Raw genomic sequence first — 17,365 nt, 5'->3', positions numbered from 1 at the left:
TTTCAATCCCCGTGTTTATGGAAAGCAGTGAAGTGAGCAATCGTTCTCATCTGAATAATGTTATTCAGGTGACGAAATGCATTCAAAAACGAAAGTTGTCCCCGTAGTTTCTACCAAAGGGGGTGAGGGGAAATCAACCCAGGCCGCTAATCTCGCCGGTTTTCTCGCCGATGCAGGCATAAAAACCTTCATTATTGACGGCGACCATGCTCAGCCTACTGCCAGCAGTATCTACCCATTAGCATATGAAGCACCCTGTGGCCTGGCTCATGCAGACCGTAGACCTCTCCAAAGCCGAAAACATTATTTCCCGAACCGAGATCGATAATCTTGACGTCATCGTCTCCAACGACCCCCGAAACCTTTTACCAACCTATATGCTCAATGTTCCTGACGGACGCGTGCGTCACTGTCAAATCAGGTTTTCAGTCAGTATGACGTTATTTTGATTAATTCACAGGGTTCACGTTCAGTGATGTTCGAACTGATTATTCTGGCCGCTACCGGCGAAATGATTGGGATGGTTAAACCTGTTCTGCCGTATGTGCGTGAATTTATGCGTGGCACTGTAGCTCTGATGGAAGAACTGATCCCGTATATGGCTTTTGGTATCACTCTCCCGAGCATACATATGCTGGTTAATTGCAAGTCGCGGTAAAGATGCCCTTGAGCAACTGGGAGGTTTTGCCTACCTGCCCGAGCTCAGTAAAAACGCCCCGAGCGCGGCAAATATCGTTGCGTACTGTGACATTGTGGCCAGAACCAGCCGGGTACGGCAGCTGGCCTCCATAGGCGCTGAAATCACCGAATCAGTAAGGAAACCCGGCACCGATATTCACAGGGTGATGGAGACCGCCGAACAGAAAATCACCCGCCAGGCAGAGCGCGGGGAACCGGAGCGGCGGTGCAATGTACCGGATGGTATCACCGGCACGCCTACCGGGTTTGATGAGTTTGACCGCATGACCAGCGGTCTGCAGGCTGGCGACCTGGTGCTTATCGCTGCGCGTCCATCGATGGAGAAAACGCGCCTGATCCCAGTTCGCCCATAAATACATCAACTTGGCAAATAATTACAGGGGGGCAAACGATAATAGTAAATGCTTGGCTGCGATTGCCTATTGTGCCAATAACTAATTTAATTAAAGTGGCACAGAGAGTGCCACTTTAATTATTTTCATTCATTAATTAGAGTGTTTGCCTTTTTCTTCTTCATGAATGGTTTTTCTATATATTTATGCAGTATCGAAGCCAGGAGTATTGAAAGTAAGCTATAGGTAATGAATTTGATTAACCCATATCCAATAATAGTATCTTCTATTCTTCTATTTATCATGTAATTCATTCCTAAATGAATGAGGTACAATGCATATGAAATGTCACCTAAAAACAAAAGGAATCGGGGTGTTATTTTACTTAAAAAATCATTATTGAGAATAATAATTAGGAAAAGCAAACCAGCGATAACGGAAACTTGCATATCAATTCTTGTTAGTCCTTTGTATAACAAAAATAGGTATACTATTAAAAATACCGAGAAGATTGTTATGGTGGACTTAAGTGAAAAGTGGATTTTTTGGATTTTTTCAAATGAGAGCGCGATTATTACACCGATCAAAAACTCAATGCTAATAGGGTTTGTAATGAGATTTAAATATCCATTATCTGTCAACTGTAATGTTGTATCAAAATTTACTCTGCCAAGAATTAAAAATGGTATTACCAATAAGCTTAATGCAAACCAAGAGAAAAATGATACCCATCTATATTTGAAGTTTAAACAAAATGCCATTACCAGGTAAAAATAAATTTCATACATTAATGTCCATCTGACGCCATAAATTTCAAGCACATCTATATAATTTGGTGCGTTTGCAGGAAGTATAGGAATAAAGAAAATTGCGGAAATTAAATTTTCTACTTTGTTATGGTAGTGAAAGATACTCATTCCGCCGGCAAAAACAACAAATAGTATTAATATTATGTAATAAAGGGGGAATATCCTTCTGGCTCTGTTTTTTATAAAGTTTACTGATGTGTTTGAACCTGGTTTCTTGTTTTTTGTGGTATAGGTGATAATAAATCCACTTATAATGAAGAAGATATCCACACCATAAGCACCGTACTGAAATAAATTTGTGCCTGTGTATCCATACGAATCTAAAAGAAAAGAAAAATGGCAGAACATAACCATTGTAGCAGCTATCCCTCGCAGTGCCTGAATTGAGTTAATATTATTTCTATTTTGATTCACTTGTTTTTCCATATTGATATTATGTTTAAATGAATATTTTTATTATATATCATTTAACTATAATAAACCAGTTGGAAATTGGTTTTGGTTAAGTTTCCATTTTCATAGGTCAAGGTGAAGGTTGAATTACATGTGTAAAGTTTGCATTTATTAATTAAGCGGATTGCCAGTCAATTATTAGGAGGAAAATGAGCATTTTTGTTCCAGAAATGGGTTGAACGAAAGCCTGAGAACAGAAATTGGTCCGGCACCTATAAAAAACAAAAATGATAATCAGCACCCCTGCAACCTTCTTGATTTAACAGTGTATGGAAATTTTAATTACCGGCTGATGAGTTAATCATCGTCATTCCCACAGAAGGGGCCAAAATAGGGGAGCAGCTATTCAACATCAACCGGTTTACCCCCAAAAAGAAAAGAATTATCCGTGCCAAAAATATGGCTCACCTCCCGATGAGGGCCTTTTTCAGAAGACTGTCCAGGGAGTGTCTGTGTGATATCAGCCCGCACCGGTTCAGGCATACGATAGCCACAGACCTGATGAAACGCCCTGAGAGAAGCCTGAATTATGTCCAGATGCTGCTCGGTCATTCCAGTTTGGCGGTGACTCTGGAATATGTGGCAGCAAAAAAGGATAATCTGAGGAGGAACCTCGAAGCCGCGTATGCAGCTTAGGAGTAATCCAAAGTCAAATTCATAAGCATTTGATATCTAAACGGGAAAAAAACACGGGTTTTCTTTTACAGATCGGTGACAGAGCAGCGATGAGAAGGTAAATACCTGTAACTGAAATTGTTGTGATGTGAGAAATCCGGATGATGCGGCAAACATCATCCGGATTCTTAATCCCTAAACCCTCAGGTGCAGAACGACTTTGCCTCATCTGCACGATGATGGGTCAGGGACTTTGTCTTGCCCGTTAAGGATTTCATCTCTTAACGAACAGGCTCTGAAGAAGTGGTGCCCGGACTCGGAATCGAACCAAGGACACGGGGATTTTCAATCCCCTGCTCTACCGACTGAGCTATCCGGGCAACGGGGCGCATTAAACCTTAATCACCTTAAGGCGTCAACTCAATTTCTTTCAATTCCATTTAGTTGCTCAACTTTACGGCAATTCGGGCGTTTACTCGGCGATAATCGGCCATTGCACAAATCTTCCAGACATTTACTCTAAGAAGATGAATGCTGATTTCCGGTGGTATTTCGGAGGCTTTATGGCACAAGACTGGCTGGAACTGCAGCAGCACGCGGAGACGGGGATAGAGACGATTCGCGCTCATTTTGAAGGGCACGCTTACGATCCGCACTGGCACGATAGCTATCTGGTGGGGATTACGCTTTCCGGTACGCAGCAGTTTCACTGTCGTCGGGAGCGGCATCGCAGCACGCCGGGAGATGCTTTTTTGCTCGAGCCTGGCGAGATTCACGACGGCGATGCACCCGTTGCCGGTGGCTTTACCTATCTTACTTTTTATCTCGACGAACGCTGGCTGAGCGACACGCTCCGCGGTCTGTATGAATCCGTTCCGTCGAGCTATTCGCTGCATTTTTGCCAAACTATTGCCCGCGAGCCGCAATTGATTCGCGCCATTGCCCATACTTTTAACACCTTGCACCGCGACGAGATGCGTATCCTTCAGCAAAGCAGCATGGATGAACTGCTCGGCCAGCTCACGCACCATTGCCATTGGCGTAAACGGCTCCCAACGCAGCTGCAAAGCGCGGCTATCGCGCACCGTGCACGTGATTATCTGCATGCCCATATGGGCGATAATGTCGGGCTTTCAGATCTGGCGCGCGAAACCGGCACCGACCGTTTTACGCTAACCCGCTGCTTTAAAGGCGAATTCCACTTAAGCCCCCATGCCTGGCTGATTCAGCTGCGCCTTGCTACCGCCCGTTCGCAACTGGCGAGAGGGGAGACGCCGGCAGATGTTGCCGCTGCGTTGGGATTTGCCGATCAAAGCCATCTGGGGCGCTGGTTCCAGCGCGCCTATCGTCTCTCTCCTGCGCACTACCGCCGATTGTGCACAAATCTTCCAGACGACGACGGCAAATAACGCGAGAGTCACAGACAGACCAATAAGGAGACTGCCTGTGAATCCGTTTTATAACGCATTACCGTTTTTACTCTTTGCCTTCGTCGCATCCATTACCCCCGGCCCAACCAACATTTTGATCCTTACCAGCAGCCAGCGTTTTGGCGTAAAAGCGACGCTGCCTGCGGTGGTTAGCGCCTGCGTGGCGGCCAGTTTGATTGTGTTTATTTCGGGCGCGGGCGCGGGGGAGGCGCTGCGCGCCTGGCCGCGGGTGCGGCAGGGGATGAGCTGGGCGGGGGCATTATGGTTAAGCTGGCTGAGCTGGCAACTGTTTACCGCGCCCGCTGCCGATCTGCACAGCGACGCGCAGCGGCCCTTTAGCGGCCGGGCGGCGGCGATACTACAGCTGATCAACCCAAAAACCTGGATGATGGCGCTGGCGATAGTCAGCCTGTTCGCCCCGCAGGGTGCGCATCCGCTGCGCGACGTGTCGCTTCTTTCGCTGTGGTTTTTACTGATTTCATTGGTTTGTCTGAGCGCCTGGGCACTGCTCGGCAAGGCGGTAAACCGCCTGTTTCGCACCACCACATCGCTATTGTGGTTTCAACGCGTGATGGCACTGTGCCTGTTGCTTTCTGCGTGGGCTGGCCTGCTGGGCGCTTAGGTCAGCGCGCCGCCCTGGCGGCAACGGGCAAAACGCAGAATATCTTCCGCCAGGCGTTGGGCGGTATCGACATCAGCCTGGCTGCGGTTAACCAGCATGCGGCTCAGGCAGCCCTCCAGCACCAGCTCCATCTGCTTCGCCACCATCTCTGCATCGTCCACTTCCAGCTGCGCCAGTATTTGCAGCGAGAAATCATACGCGTCGCGTTTTTGTTGGTCGGCCAGTTGATGGATCGGGTGCGCCGGATCCGGGAAAAAGGCGCAGGCGGCGATAAACAGGCAGCCGGGATAGCGATTATTGCTAACGCATTCCGTCAGCGCTCCATAGCGCGCGAGCAGTTTTTGCTCATGGCTCAGAGTTTCATCCAGTAGCAGTTGCCTGCGCCAGACATCTACCTGCTGGCTGAGATAACGCAGCGCGTCATACAGCAGCGCCTCTTTGTCTGGCCAGAAACGGCGGAACTCATCGATGGGATAATCGATGCGCTCGGCTACCATTTCAAGCGAGGTGTCCGCAATCCCTCTTAATTCAAGTAATTGCAAAGTTTGACTCAAAACGTCTTCGCGCTGCACGGTGATATCCTCCGTTATCTGTAGCGATTTCCCCCACAAAGTGTTGTTTATGGGGCGCGATTGCGCAAATGCGCCGCGAACGCGGCAGCGTCCATAAAACCAGTAACCCGCGCGGCAGGCTGCTCTTTACCCTGCGCGTCGAAAAACAGAATGGTTGGCAGACCCAGCACATTCAAATGACGCAGCAGCGCGGCATCCTGCGCCGTGTTCGCCGTGACATTGGCCTGCAGTAACAGGGTATCTTTTAGTGCCGCCTGCACCCTGGCGTCGCTGAAGGTGTACTTCTCAAACTCTTTACAGGCCACGCACCAGTCGGCATACAGATCCAACATCACCGGACGCCCTTTGGCCTGCGCCAGCGCCTGATTAAGATCGTCGACGGTAGAAATAGTGGTAAAGGCCAGCGGTGAGTGCGTTTGCGCCGTTGGCGCGCCAAATGCCCAATCCTGTAACGGACGAGCGCACACCAGCGCCGCTGCCAGCAGGGCTATTTGCAGCACGCGTACCCACGCGCGGCGGAACTCGAGGCTGGTAATAAATGCCCAACCGAAAAACGCCACGCCAAGTAAAGCCCACATGCGTAAGCCCCAGGCGTCACCGATAACGCGCTCCAGCAGGAAAACCGGCAGCGCCAGGATGACAAAGCCAAAGGCGATTTTGACCTGCTCCATCCACGGCCCGCTTTTTGGCAGTAGCCGGTTGCCGAACACGGTGACCAGGATCAGCGGCAGACCCATTCCCAGCGCGTAAAGATAGAGCGTGCCGCCGCCGAACCACAGGTTACCGCTCTGGGCGATATAGAGCAGGATGGCGCTTAATGGCGCGGTAGTGCACGGCGAGCAAATCAGCCCGGCTATCGCCCCCATCGCAAACACACCGCCTGCTGAGCCGCCTTGCTGGCGATTGCTCCACAGGGTTAAGCGCGTTTGCAGCGCGGAAGGAAGCTGGACGTTAAACAGGCCAAACATCGACAGCGCCAGCAGCGTAAACAGCGCCGACAGGCCAATCAGTACGTAAGGGTGCTGCAATGCCGCCTGGAAAGATAACCCGGCGGCGGCGACGATCAGCCCCAGCGCCGTATAGGTTAGCGCCATACCCTGGACATAGATAAACGCCAGCAGCAGCGCGCGAGGTGTCGCCAGCCGCTGTTTCCCACCGAGCACAATGCCGGAAATCAGCGGATACATCGGCAATACGCAGGGGGTAAAAGCAATACCAATCCCGATTAGCAGCGCCCAAAGCGCGGAGAAAGGCAGTTGTTTACCCTCCGTTTCCGCCGGAACGGGCGTTGTCGCAGCGGGCGGCTCGGCTGGCGTCACTGCGGCAACCTCCATTAGCGGTACGACTTTTGTCTCCGGCGGGTAACAGAAACCGGCATCGGCGCAGCCCTGCCAGGTGACAGTCAGCGTTGCCCCTTTGGCCGCCGCGCTGATATCAAGCGGCAGGTTGAGCCGCTGGCGGTAAATTTCCGTTTTGCCGTAGAACTCGTCTTCGTGCATCTCCCCGTCCGGCAGCGTTAACGCGCCAATTGTCGCTTGCGCCGGGGTGACATGGATTTGCTGGCGATAGAGGTAGTAGCCCTCTTTGACCTGCCAGTTGAGCGTTAATTCATGCTGATGCTGTTGAAAATCGAAGACGAAGGCCCGATCGGCGGGCACAAAACTGGAGCGACCGGGCGCGTCGAATAAGCCTGCAAAGGCGGTAGTGCTGCACAGCAGCAGGATCAGCGTAAAGATGCGTTGAGCCATGAGAGGTAATCGTAATCTCCGTGGGTGACGGGTAAAGCCAGTAATTCTGGGGTTTGGTAAGGGTGATGAGTTTTGATGCTGGCGAACAGCGCTTCCAGATGCGCGACGTCGGTTTTCAGCAGCAGTTGCACTTCATACTCCTGTTCGAGCTTGCCTTCCCAATAATAGAGCGATGTGGCACCGGGCAACAGCGTGACGCAGGCAGCAAGTTTTTCCGCCAGCACGATGGCGGCCAGATCCTGGGCAGTAGCTTCATCCGGGGCAGTGCAGAGTACAACAACGGCGTCAGGCGTGTTCATCGTCAACCTCGTAAAAGCGAAAGTCACGACTATAGCACGCGAAGGGAGAGGTTCGGGCCGCCTGGCGACCCGAATTTATGACCTTTACAACAGGATGCCGCCAATAATAAAGCCAAAAATGACGCACAGACCAATGGCAATCACGCCTGGAATGAGGAAGGGATGATTAAAAACGAATTTTCCTATTCGTGTTGAGCCAGTGTCATCCATCTCTACCGCCGCCAGCAGCGTCGGATATGTCGGCAGCACAAACAGCGCGGAAACGGCGGCAAAAGAGGCAATCGCCGTCAGCGGGGTGACACCGAGCATCAGCGCGGCAGGCATTAATGCTTTGGCCGTTGCCGCCTGCGAATAGAGCAGGGTGGAAGCGAAAAACAGCACCACCGCCAGCAGCCACGGATAGTTTTGCAGCAGGTCACCCGCCACCATCTGGATATCTTCAATATGGTGTTTCACAAAGGTGTCGCCGAGCCATGCTACACCGAGCACGCAGATACAAGCGCTCATCCCCGATTTGAAGGTACCGGCGTTGAGGATTTCGCCAGTATCGACTTTACAGGTCAGGCAAATCAGCGTGGCGATAGTCAGCATAAACACCACGATCGCTTCGTTACGCGGCAGCACCGGGTTGGCGATCAACCCTACCGTCGGGCTGATGGCGGTGGCGTAAAGCATTACGGCGAGGATACCGATCAAAAACAGCAGCACCGAACGTTTGGCATGGGGCTTAAGCTGCGCAAGCTGGTTTCCACGCAGCTTCACTTCGCCTTTTGCCAGACGCTCCTGGTACACCGGATCGTCTTTCAATTCACAACCAAGGAAATTACACACAATCGCCGTCAGCATCACCGCGATCAGCGTAACGGGAATGCAGATTGCCAGCAGCGTCAGATAGCTCACGCCAAGGGGTTCAAGAATACCGGCAAAAAAGACCACGGCGGCAGAGATAGGCGAAGCCGTAATAGCGATTTGCGAAGCGACCACCGCAATTGACAGCGGGCGCGACGGACGAATACCCTGCTCTTTAGCGACCTCGGTAATCACCGGCAGCGTAGAAAACGCGGTGTGGCCGGTACCGGCAAGAATGGTCATAAACCATGTCACCAGCGGCGCGAGAAAGGTGATGTATTTTGGATGGCGACGCAGCATCTTTTCCGCCAGGCTCACCAGGTAATCCATACCGCCTGCTACCTGCATAGCGGCGATAGCCGCGATGACCGCCATAATAATTTCAATAACGTCGAAGGGGATAGCCCCGGGTTTGATCTGGAAGAAAAGGGTGAGAACCAGTACGCCAAGGCCACCGGCAAAACCAATGCCGATGCCGCCTAATCTGGCACCAAGGTAGATAGCAATCAGGACGAGGACAAGCTCTGCAGCAAACATAAGTGGCTTCCTTGATTAAATAAGTGATACCGAGTTGTTATATTTTAGTAACTACCAAAAAGAAAAAGGCACGTCGCGCTGGACGTGCCTTTTGTGTTTCTAACCTGAGGAATTACTGTTCGCTTTCATCGGTATAACGTTTCGCTTTATAAGCCGGGTGCATCAGGTTTTGCGCGGAGAAGATGTCATCAAGCTCCGCCTCAGTCAGCAGGCCGCGCTCCAGCACGACCTCACGCACGCTCTTGCCGGTTTCGGCGCAAATCTTGCCGACGATATCGCCGTTGTGGTGGCCGATAAACGGGTTGAGGTAGGTGACAATGCCGATGGAGTTATAAACGTAGCCGGCACACACTTCTCTGTTGGCGGTAATACCGTTAATGCATTTTTCCAGCAGGTTGTAGCAGGCGTTGGTCAGGATATGAACCGATTCAAACATCGCCTGGCCGATCACCGGCTCCATCACGTTCAGCTGCAGCTGGCCCGCTTCGGAAGCCATGGTGACGGTGGTGTCGTTACCGATCACTTTAAAGCAGACCTGGTTAACCACTTCCGGCACCACCGGGTTTACTTTCGCCGGCATGATGGAAGAGCCCGCCTGCAGTTCCGGCAGGTTGATTTCGTTCAAACCGGCGCGCGGCCCGGAGGAGAGCAGGCGCAGGTCGTTACAAATTTTGGAGAGTTTCACCGCCAGGCGTTTCAGCGAACTGTGAACCATTACGTAGGCACCGCAGTCGGAGGTCGCTTCAATCAGGTCTTCCGCCGGGACGACCGGCAGGTTGCTCACTTCCGCCAGTTTTTGTACCGCCAGTTGCTGGTAGCCATCCGGCGTATTCAGACGTGTACCGATGGCGGTAGCGCCAAGGTTTACTTCCAACAACAGTTCAGCGGTGCGCAGCAGGTTTTTGGTTTCTTCATTCAGCAGCACGTTGAAGGCATGGAACTCCTGACCCAGGGTCATCGGCACCGCGTCCTGCAATTGAGTACGACCCATTTTCAGGACATCGCTGAACTCGACGGCTTTATTTTCGAAGCCGTCGCCGAGCTGTTTGATAGCATCAACCAGTTTGACGATGGAGGTATACACCGCGATGCGAAAGCCGGTCGGGTAGGCATCGTTCGTAGACTGGCATTTGTTAACATGATCGTTCGGATTGAGGAACTGATATTCCCCTTTTTGGTGGCCCATCAGTTCAAGACCGATGTTCGCCAGCACCTCGTTGGTGTTCATGTTCACGGAAGTGCCCGCGCCGCCCTGATAGACGTCTACCGGGAACTGGTCCATACATTTGCCATTGTTCAGGACCTCATCACATGCGGCAACGATAGCGTTGGCAATACTTTTCGGGATGGTTTGCAGCTCTTTGTTCGCCAGCGCCGCCGCTTTCTTCACCATCACCATGCCACGAACAAATTCAGGAATGTCGCTGATTTTGCTGTTGCTGATATAAAAGTTTTCAATCGCTCTCAGAGTATGCACGCCGTAGTAGGCATCCGCTGGCACTTCCCTGGTACCTAACAAGTCTTCTTCGATACGAATGTTGTTTAACATGTGAACCTTCTTTTTCAAGCTACGAATGAATACACCAAACGCACAATATTTGTGGGTTTATGTGTCTTTTTCGACCGACGATTATCCCCTTAATCGGCCGGATATCTGAAATTATATGCTGGCGCTGGGGAATTGCCGTAATCGGGATCACTTATTATTCCTGTCAATACATCATAATTACTAATATGTGAAATGTGTCACCGCTTCGTAAGAGACAAAAATTTACCTCTCGCGCGAAATTGAATTTTCTGCATTTGCCACCATCTCATCATGATGCGGTTCGCAAAACCATTCCGGCAGACGCCTTAACGCGGCTGTCTATATAACAGGAGATGCCAGTGCGCTGGATACCGTTAATTGCAGTCTTTTTATACGTTTACGTTGAAATTTCGATCTTTATTCAGGTCGCGCATGTATTTGGCGTGCTGATGACAATGATTTTAGTGATCTTCACCTCAGTGATTGGTATGTCGCTGGTGCGCAACCAGGGATTTAAGAATTTCTTGCTGATGCAGCAAAAAATGGCTGCCGGTGAGAGCCCGGCGGCGGAGATGATCAAAAGCGTTTCGCTGATTATCGCCGGTCTGCTGTTGCTGCTGCCGGGGTTCTTTACGGACTTGCTGGGGCTGTTGCTGCTGTTGCCGCCGGTGCAAAAACACCTGACGCTGAAACTGATGCCGCATCTGCGTTTTTCCCGTATGCCGGGCGGCGGATTTAGCACCGGGAGAGACGGCGGGGAGACATTTGAAGGCGAATATCAACGTAAAGATGATCCCAACAACCGTCTGGATAACAAAGACGATCGCTGATTTTTAGCCCGGCACCGCCGGGCTTCCTTTAGGGTTTCAGGACGTTGATTGTGGTTGTTCGCCGCTTCGGCAGCAGTAACCACAACGCCACAAGCATGAAAACCGCATACAGGCTTTTCCAGCCGGGGATGACCAGCAGCAGCAAACATAACGCACTGCCCAGAACCGCCAGCGCTTTAAATCGCCCCTTCAATAAGCGACACCCTGCCAGCATACAGAGCAGGTAGATCATAATGAAAATCCCGTTTGCATAGATGATCAACGTATCGAGATTGATGCTGAAGGCATAGATGGCGAGGGTGCAGAACATGCAGCAAATAATCACCGCGTTAAGTGCATTGACGGGTAATTGACGCCCGGAGAGCTTTGCCAGTGCGCTGTTGGGCCGCCTGGCCGCCTGCGACCACACCAGCCGGGCAAAGCTCTGGATATAGATGTTAAGGCTGGCGAAACAGGCCAGATAGCCAATGATGCAGGCAATCCACAGCGCCTGTTTGCCAAATAGCGCAACGACAATCACCGGCAACGATGCCGCTGCGCCCTGCGCATGCCACAGACTAAAATGCAGCACCACGACGGTACAGGCCCAGTAAACCGAACCCGCCAGCAGCAGGCCAATCATCAGCGCACGGGGGAAATCCCGTTCCGGGTTTTTGAATTCTGACGCCAGATGGGCGAAAGCCTCCAGCCCAACAAAGCACCAGAACATCACCGCCAGAGAAGATGACATCGCCGAAACCGATACCTGGGATAACGGGGGAAAAGGAATCGTGCTAAAAGAGATACCGCCGCGCCACCAGATAGCCACAATTAATGCCACAATCAGCGCGGCAATAATCGACTGTAGATTAGCGCTGGAGCCCGCACCGCGCGTGGCCAACAGCCAAATCAGCGCCAGCGTGCCCAGTTCGGCCATTAAGAGTTGTGGCCCCTGCCAGCCAAACATTCCCTGCCAGAAACCGGCGGCTATATGCAACGCGGCTGGCAACCCGACCGGGATAACCGACAGAAACAACCAGCCCGTTACCCGTTCAAGGCGCGGGCCAAAAGCCATACCGACAAAATAAGCCACGCCGCCGGCGCTGGGGAAACGACGGCCCAGCGCGGCAAAAACAATCGCCACCGGGAACACCAGTACGATAAGCAACGGCCAGGCCCACAGGCTGTTGTTGCCTGCGGCAAGGGCTGCGAGTGCCGGGACGGCAAACACGCCGGTGCCGAGTAACGAGGTGGAAAGTAACCCAATGCCCTGAGCCAGTCCCAGCTCTTGTTTTAATCCGCTCATCATTATCTTTCTGTTTTTTGTCAGGTGCCTCGATATTATCACAAGCCGTTTTACTGAGGGTTTTCCTGCCCCTGTCAGCAAAAGCGGTTCTGGCGTAAGAAAATTTTCGCAATTTTTTTTTGGTGTTGCCCCTTGAAGGGGGAAAAAGCCAACCCCATCTCTCTGGTCACCAGCCGGATAACCGTTTGTGGCCCGGCGTCATCCATAACTGATAATGACTTTCTCAAAGGAGAGCTATCAATGAGTATTCGTCCGTTACATGATCGTGTGATCGTCAAACGTAAAGAAGTTGAGTCTAAATCTGCGGGCGGCATCGTTCTGACCGGTTCTGCGGCAGGTAAATCAACGCGTGGCGAAATCATCGCTGTCGGTAAGGGCCGCATCCTGGAAAACGGTACCGTGCAACCGCTGGACGTGAAAGTGGGTGATATCGTGATTTTCAACGACGGTTACGGTGTGAAAGCTGAGAAGATCGACAACGAAGAAGTCCTGATTATGTCCGAAAGCGACATTCTGGCAATTGTTGAAGCGTAATAACGCGCGCGAACCTGAACGAATTTAAGGAATAAATAAAATGGCAGCTAAAGACGTAAAATTCGGTAACGACGCTCGTGTAAAAATGCTGCGCGGCGTGAACGTTCTGGCAGATGCAGTGAAAGTTACCCTCGGTCCGAAAGGCCGTAATGTGGTTCTGGATAAATCTTTCGGTGCACCGACCATCACCAAAGATGGCGTTTCTGTAGCACGTGAAATCGAACTGGAAGACAAGTTCGAAAACATGGGCGCGCAGATGGTGAAAGAAGTCGCTTCTAAAGCGAATGACGCTGCGGGTGACGGTACCACCACCGCGACCGTGCTGGCGCAGTCTATCATCACCGAAGGTCTGAAAGCCGTTGCTGCTGGCATGAACCCGATGGATCTGAAACGCGGCATCGACAAAGCGGTAATGGCTGCAGTTGAAGAGCTGAAAGCGCTGTCTGTCCCGTGCTCTGACTCTAAAGCGATTGCTCAGGTTGGTACTATCTCTGCTAACTCCGACGAAACCGTGGGTAAACTCATCGCTGAAGCGATGGACAAAGTTGGCAAAGAAGGCGTTATCACCGTTGAAGACGGTACCGGTCTGCAGGACGAACTGGACGTGGTTGAAGGTATGCAGTTTGACCGCGGCTACCTCTCCCCTTACTTCATCAACAAGCCGGAAACTGGCGCAGTAGAACTGGAAAGCCCGTTCATCCTGCTGGCTGATAAAAAAATCTCCAACATCCGCGAAATGCTGCCGGTTCTGGAAGCCGTTGCGAAAGCAGGCAAACCGCTGCTGATCATCGCTGAAGACGTTGAAGGCGAAGCGTTGGCAACGCTGGTGGTGAACACCATGCGCGGTATCGTTAAAGTGGCTGCGGTTAAAGCACCGGGCTTCGGCGACCGTCGTAAAGCTATGCTGCAGGACATCGCAACTCTGACCGGCGGTACCGTGATTTCTGAAGAAATCGGTATGGAACTGGAAAAAGCCACCCTGGAAGATCTGGGCCAGGCTAAACGCGTTGTTATCAACAAAGACACCACCACTATCATCGATGGCGTGGGCGAAGAAGCGGCAATTCAGGGCCGTGTGAATCAGATTCGTCAGCAGATCGAAGAAGCAACTTCCGATTACGACCGTGAAAAACTGCAAGAGCGCGTAGCGAAACTGGCTGGCGGCGTTGCGGTTATCAAAGTGGGCGCGGCGACCGAAGTTGAAATGAAAGAGAAAAAAGCCCGCGTTGAAGATGCGCTGCACGCGACCCGTGCTGCCGTTGAAGAAGGCGTGGTGGCTGGCGGCGGCGTTGCGCTGATCCGTGTAGCAAGCAAACTCTCTGAACTGAAAGGCCAGAACGAAGACCAGAACGTGGGTATTAAAGTTGCGCTGCGCGCAATGGAATCTCCGCTGCGTCAGATCGTGCTGAACTGCGGTGAAGAGCCGTCTGTTGTGGCGAACTCTGTGAAAGCAGGCGACGGTAACTACGGTTACAACGCGGCGACCGAAGAGTACGGCAACATGATCGACATGGGTATCCTGGATCCGACTAAAGTGACCCGTTCTGCGCTGCAGTACGCGGCATCCGTAGCCGGTCTGATGATCACCACCGAGTGCATGGTTACCGACCTGCCGAAAGGCGACGCGCCTGATTTAGGTGCTGCTGGCGGTATGGGCGGCATGGGTGGTATGGGTGGCATGATGTAATTGCTGCCGAACGCGGCCAGGGCAACCTGGCGCACGTTCAATAAAAAAGAGCGGGCTTCGGTCCGCTCTTTTTTTATCTATGCGTCACGCTTTTCCCCAAAATGTGCAGCCTGAGAGGGCGGTATTTTTCTTTTGTTCATCTTTTTAGTATAAGGTCTACATCCGGGCGACATGCGTCCAGCTCATTGATTATGGGGAATAACATGCAGGTAAAATTTTTTGCAGAGATTATTGGCGCTTCGCTGCTGTTGGCAGGCTGTAGCAGCAGCAATGATTTGACCGCCGGCGGGCAGAGCGTGCGCTTTGTCGAAGATAAACCGGCAGCATCGTGCCAGTATCTCGGCACCGCGTCGGGTTCGCAGAGCAACTGGCTCTCTGGTCAACATGGCGAAGAGGGCGGTTCAATGCGCGGTGCGGCGAATGCGCTGCGTAATCAGGCGGCAGCCATGGGCGGCAACGTGCTTTACAGTGTTTCAAGCCCAACGCAAGGCATTCTCTCGAGTTTCGTACCTACCTCCAGCGAAATGAACGCGCAAGTCTATAAGTGCCCGAACTGATTGTTTTTTTAACGCCCACCAACACACCAGGTGGGCGCTTTTAGCTTTTAATTCCCTCTCATTAATATCCACAATAAGCTACCGGTTTTATATCCCGCTAAATTAAAAAGAATATAATCATTTTGCTAATTAAAATAAGTAATTAGCTGAATATTAAGAATCCTTAAGGTTATTCTCTGTGATAATATTCACAGCTTTAAATATATATTTCGTTTAAACCTGCATTGGTGACTAAAGTAAGATTGTGACTTGCCGATACTGACCATAGGACAAAAAACGAAGGAATGTCTCACTTGCCAGTTTAATTCTATGCATGATGGTGTCGGGAGTTATTAATGAACATTACAAAGAGATTGTTACTCGCTTTCTCGTTACTGATTTTAAGCCTCATCGGCACTAATATTATTGCAATATATTCTTTGGATAAAATTGGTGATTCACAAATTTATTTTAACGATAATATCTTGCCGAGCCTGTCGGCGATGAATGACGAGACATTAAAGATCTTCGCTGTGCGTGGACAACTGTTTTTACACGGCCTGACAGAAGATCCTGCCGCGATGGCAGACATAAAACAGCAGGCAACAAAATTGTATGACGAACTCTACGCCATGCACCAGGGTTACCTTAAAGATCTTATTTCCGACCAACATGATCAGGAATTATCAAATAAAACCTTAGCGGACTTAGATAAATTTCGTGGCGTCATGGATCAGTTTTTTAAAGTGTCTGAAAGTAATGACCGTGTCGCCGTAATTAAATCAATGGCGAAGGGTGGGTTTGTTGCCGACAATATTGGCTTGTTAATTAATGATTTTACTGAGCAAGCTGCGTATAACGCATCACTGGTCAATAAATCAGTGAAGATCAACGTCGATTTAATATCACGTTCAATGGTTATGTCTGTAACAGCAACCCTTGCCGCAACGATTGTCCTTGGTCTGTTCGGCCTGTTTACAGTGTTGAATATCAAACGTCGCCTGAATGAGATGCGAGACGGCATGGCGACTATCAGTGAAAAACTCGATCTTACCCACACCCTGCCAGCAGGGCGGATGGATGAAATCGGCGGCGCGGTAATGGCGTTTAATAATCTGGTCGAACGCGTTGCAGAATCGCTGCAAATGGTCCGTGCCTCTTCCGGTTCGGTGAATACCGCTGCTAACGAGATAGCGTTGGGTAACAATGAGCTTTCTGCGCGTACCGAGCAGCAATCTGCCGCCGTGGTTGAAACCGCCGCCAGTATGGAAGAGTTAAGCTCGACGGTGAAACAGAATGCGGAAAACGCGCATCAGGCAAGTCAGCTGGCGATTAATGCTTCTGATACCGCCGCGCAAGGGGGAACCATTGTCGGATCTGCTGTGAAACGCATGAAAGACATAATGGAGAGCTCCAAACGTATTTCAGAGATCACCTCGGTGATTAACGGCATCGCTTTCCAGACCAATATTCTCGCGCTTAACGCGGCGGTTGAAGCTGCCAGGGCCGGGGATCAAGGCCGCGGGTTTGCGGTGGTGGCGGGTGAAGTGCGGTCATTAGCCCAGCGAAGCGCGAATGCGGCAAAAGAGATTGAGTCGCTGATCAATGAATCGGTTCACTTTGTCGAAGAGGGGTCACGCCAGGTAGACCTCGCCGGTGAAACCATGAGCGGTATCGTCAATTCCGTATTGCAGGTAAAAGATTTGATGCAGGAGATTGCCGCCGCCTCCGATGAGCAAAACCGCGGTATTTCGCAGATTGCTCAGGCGATGTCCGAAATGGATACCACCACGCAGCAGAACGCCGCACTGGTTCAGGAATCCTCAGCGGCAGCGGGCAGCCTGGAAGAACAAGCCACCAAACTGCAACAGCTGGTTGATGTCTTCCGTTTGCCGGGGCAAAACCAGCCGGTTGTGAAGTCTCCGTTGCTGGCGACCAAAAAGCCGCGTCCGGCCGTTGCCGGTGTCGCTGATGAAGGTTGGGAAACTTTTTAACGTTGT

The 17,365-nt window shown here is 51.3% G+C and carries 15 protein-coding genes, 1 tRNA gene and 2 pseudogenes; 10 read left to right on the top strand and 8 right to left on the bottom strand.

The genetic code is table 11. The features are described 5' to 3' along the window. Nucleotides 1-76 precede the first annotated feature (76 nt). Nucleotides 77-646, top strand: a pseudogene (locus tag RW65_RS05475) (ParA family protein); the annotation flags it as partial. Then, nucleotides 642-1,037 (top strand): annotated as a pseudogene (locus RW65_RS05470) (DnaB-like helicase C-terminal domain-containing protein); the annotation flags it as partial. The pseudogenes RW65_RS05475 and RW65_RS05470, both read left to right, overlap by 5 nt. A 140-nt stretch (nt 1,038-1,177) precedes the next feature. Here the strand turns inward: RW65_RS05470 and RW65_RS05465 are convergent. Beyond that, nucleotides 1,178-2,254 (bottom strand): acyltransferase family protein, encoded by a 1,077-nt coding sequence (locus RW65_RS05465; RefSeq protein WP_039055668.1) that lies wholly within the window; start codon nt 2,252-2,254, stop codon nt 1,178-1,180. A 438-nt stretch (nt 2,255-2,692) separates the two neighbouring features. On the opposite strand from RW65_RS05465, the gene RW65_RS05460 reads away from it, so the two are divergent. After that, nucleotides 2,693-2,929, top strand: coding sequence for a site-specific integrase (locus RW65_RS05460; RefSeq protein ID WP_502685544.1), 237 nt, complete (start codon nt 2,693-2,695; stop codon nt 2,927-2,929). 283 nt (nt 2,930-3,212) lie between these two features. On the opposite strand, the gene RW65_RS05455 is transcribed toward RW65_RS05460, so the two are convergent. Next, nucleotides 3,213-3,288: transfer RNA gene (locus RW65_RS05455), tRNA-Phe, on the bottom strand. Between the two features lie 183 nt (nt 3,289-3,471). Here RW65_RS05455 and RW65_RS05450 point away from each other — a divergent pair. After that, entirely contained in the window at nt 3,472-4,317 is an 846-nt protein-coding gene (locus RW65_RS05450; RefSeq protein ID WP_039055667.1) for an AraC family transcriptional regulator, read from the top strand. A 37-nt stretch (nt 4,318-4,354) separates the two neighbouring features. After that, a complete protein-coding gene (locus tag RW65_RS05445; protein WP_039055666.1) occupies nt 4,355-4,960 on the top strand; it encodes a LysE family translocator in 606 nt (201 codons plus the stop codon). Here RW65_RS05445 and RW65_RS05440 read toward each other — a convergent pair. The 5 genes from RW65_RS05440 to aspA form a co-directional block, all read right to left on the bottom strand. Continuing rightward, a complete protein-coding gene (locus tag RW65_RS05440; RefSeq protein WP_039055665.1) occupies nt 4,957-5,532 on the bottom strand; it encodes a transcriptional regulator in 576 nt (191 codons plus the stop codon). The genes RW65_RS05445 and RW65_RS05440 overlap by 4 nt on opposite strands. 47 nt (nt 5,533-5,579) lie before the next feature. Next, nucleotides 5,580-7,280: a protein-disulfide reductase DsbD gene (locus tag RW65_RS05435; protein WP_039055664.1), complete on the bottom strand. Its 1,701-nt coding sequence runs from the start codon at nt 7,278-7,280 to the stop codon at nt 5,580-5,582. Beyond that, on the bottom strand, nt 7,256-7,579 hold the full coding sequence (gene cutA, locus RW65_RS05430; protein ID WP_039055663.1) for a divalent cation tolerance protein CutA: 324 nt from the start codon (nt 7,577-7,579) through the stop codon (nt 7,256-7,258). The genes RW65_RS05435 and cutA overlap by 25 nt, the downstream gene beginning before the upstream one ends. A gap of 84 nt (nt 7,580-7,663) precedes the next feature. After that, the gene (locus tag RW65_RS05425; protein WP_039055662.1) at nt 7,664-8,965 is read right to left on the bottom strand and encodes an anaerobic C4-dicarboxylate transporter; all 1,302 of its coding nucleotides are present in this window, start codon (nt 8,963-8,965) and stop codon (nt 7,664-7,666) included. A gap of 112 nt (nt 8,966-9,077) precedes the next feature. Beyond that, nucleotides 9,078-10,514, bottom strand: a complete 1,437-nt coding sequence (aspA, locus tag RW65_RS05420; RefSeq protein ID WP_039055661.1) for an aspartate ammonia-lyase — start codon at nt 10,512-10,514, stop codon at nt 9,078-9,080. Between the two features lie 338 nt (nt 10,515-10,852). On the opposite strand from aspA, the gene RW65_RS05415 reads away from it, so the two are divergent. Next, on the top strand, nt 10,853-11,323 hold the full coding sequence (locus RW65_RS05415; RefSeq protein WP_039055660.1) for an FxsA family protein: 471 nt from the start codon (nt 10,853-10,855) through the stop codon (nt 11,321-11,323). A 28-nt stretch (nt 11,324-11,351) separates the two neighbouring features. On the opposite strand, the gene yjeH is transcribed toward RW65_RS05415, so the two are convergent. After that, nucleotides 11,352-12,608, bottom strand: a complete 1,257-nt coding sequence (gene yjeH, locus RW65_RS05410) for an L-methionine/branched-chain amino acid transporter (RefSeq protein WP_039055659.1) — start codon at nt 12,606-12,608, stop codon at nt 11,352-11,354. Between the two features lie 240 nt (nt 12,609-12,848). Here yjeH and RW65_RS05405 point away from each other — a divergent pair, with 240 nt between their 5' ends. From RW65_RS05405 to RW65_RS05390, 4 genes are all read left to right on the top strand, one after another. Then, the gene (locus RW65_RS05405) at nt 12,849-13,142 is read left to right on the top strand and encodes a co-chaperone GroES (RefSeq protein ID WP_007372708.1); all 294 of its coding nucleotides are present in this window, start codon (nt 12,849-12,851) and stop codon (nt 13,140-13,142) included. A gap of 40 nt (nt 13,143-13,182) precedes the next feature. Continuing rightward, complete coding sequence (groL, locus tag RW65_RS05400) at nt 13,183-14,829, top strand: chaperonin GroEL (protein ID WP_039055658.1); 1,647 nt, start codon at nt 13,183-13,185, stop codon at nt 14,827-14,829. Between the two features lie 203 nt (nt 14,830-15,032). Then, entirely contained in the window at nt 15,033-15,386 is a 354-nt protein-coding gene (locus RW65_RS05395; protein WP_039055657.1) for a DUF4156 domain-containing protein, read from the top strand. A gap of 335 nt (nt 15,387-15,721) precedes the next feature. Then, the gene (locus RW65_RS05390) at nt 15,722-17,359 is read left to right on the top strand and encodes a methyl-accepting chemotaxis protein (protein WP_039055656.1); all 1,638 of its coding nucleotides are present in this window, start codon (nt 15,722-15,724) and stop codon (nt 17,357-17,359) included. The last annotated feature ends 6 nt before the right edge of the window (nt 17,360-17,365 follow it).

It is taken from the genome of Enterobacter sp. Bisph1 (assembly GCF_000814905.1).
Taxonomy (GTDB): domain Bacteria; phylum Pseudomonadota; class Gammaproteobacteria; order Enterobacterales; family Enterobacteriaceae; genus Kosakonia.
The sequence above is the reverse complement of the archived record's forward strand: the minus strand, read 5'-3'. Positions and strand labels throughout refer to the sequence as shown.

Excerpts from the sequence above, each read along its gene's own strand:
- RW65_RS05450 (WP_039055667.1), top strand. The coding sequence starts at position 3,472 with ATGGCACAAGACTGGCTGGAACTGCAGCAGCACGCGGAGACGGGGATA.
- RW65_RS05425 (WP_039055662.1), bottom strand. The coding sequence starts at position 8,965 with ATGTTTGCTGCAGAGCTTGTCCTCGTCCTGATTGCTATCTACCTTGGT.
- RW65_RS05405 (WP_007372708.1), top strand. The coding sequence starts at position 12,849 with ATGAGTATTCGTCCGTTACATGATCGTGTGATCGTCAAACGTAAAGAA.
- groL (WP_039055658.1), top strand. The coding sequence starts at position 13,183 with ATGGCAGCTAAAGACGTAAAATTCGGTAACGACGCTCGTGTAAAAATG.
- cutA (WP_039055663.1), bottom strand. The coding sequence starts at position 7,579 with ATGAACACGCCTGACGCCGTTGTTGTACTCTGCACTGCCCCGGATGAA.
- RW65_RS05460 (WP_502685544.1), top strand. The coding sequence starts at position 2,693 with ATGGCTCACCTCCCGATGAGGGCCTTTTTCAGAAGACTGTCCAGGGAG.
- aspA (WP_039055661.1), bottom strand. The coding sequence starts at position 10,514 with ATGTTAAACAACATTCGTATCGAAGAAGACTTGTTAGGTACCAGGGAA.
- RW65_RS05395 (WP_039055657.1), top strand. The coding sequence starts at position 15,033 with ATGCAGGTAAAATTTTTTGCAGAGATTATTGGCGCTTCGCTGCTGTTG.
- RW65_RS05390 (WP_039055656.1), top strand. The coding sequence starts at position 15,722 with ATGAACATTACAAAGAGATTGTTACTCGCTTTCTCGTTACTGATTTTA.
- yjeH (WP_039055659.1), bottom strand. The coding sequence starts at position 12,608 with ATGAGCGGATTAAAACAAGAGCTGGGACTGGCTCAGGGCATTGGGTTA.
- RW65_RS05435 (WP_039055664.1), bottom strand. The coding sequence starts at position 7,280 with ATGGCTCAACGCATCTTTACGCTGATCCTGCTGCTGTGCAGCACTACC.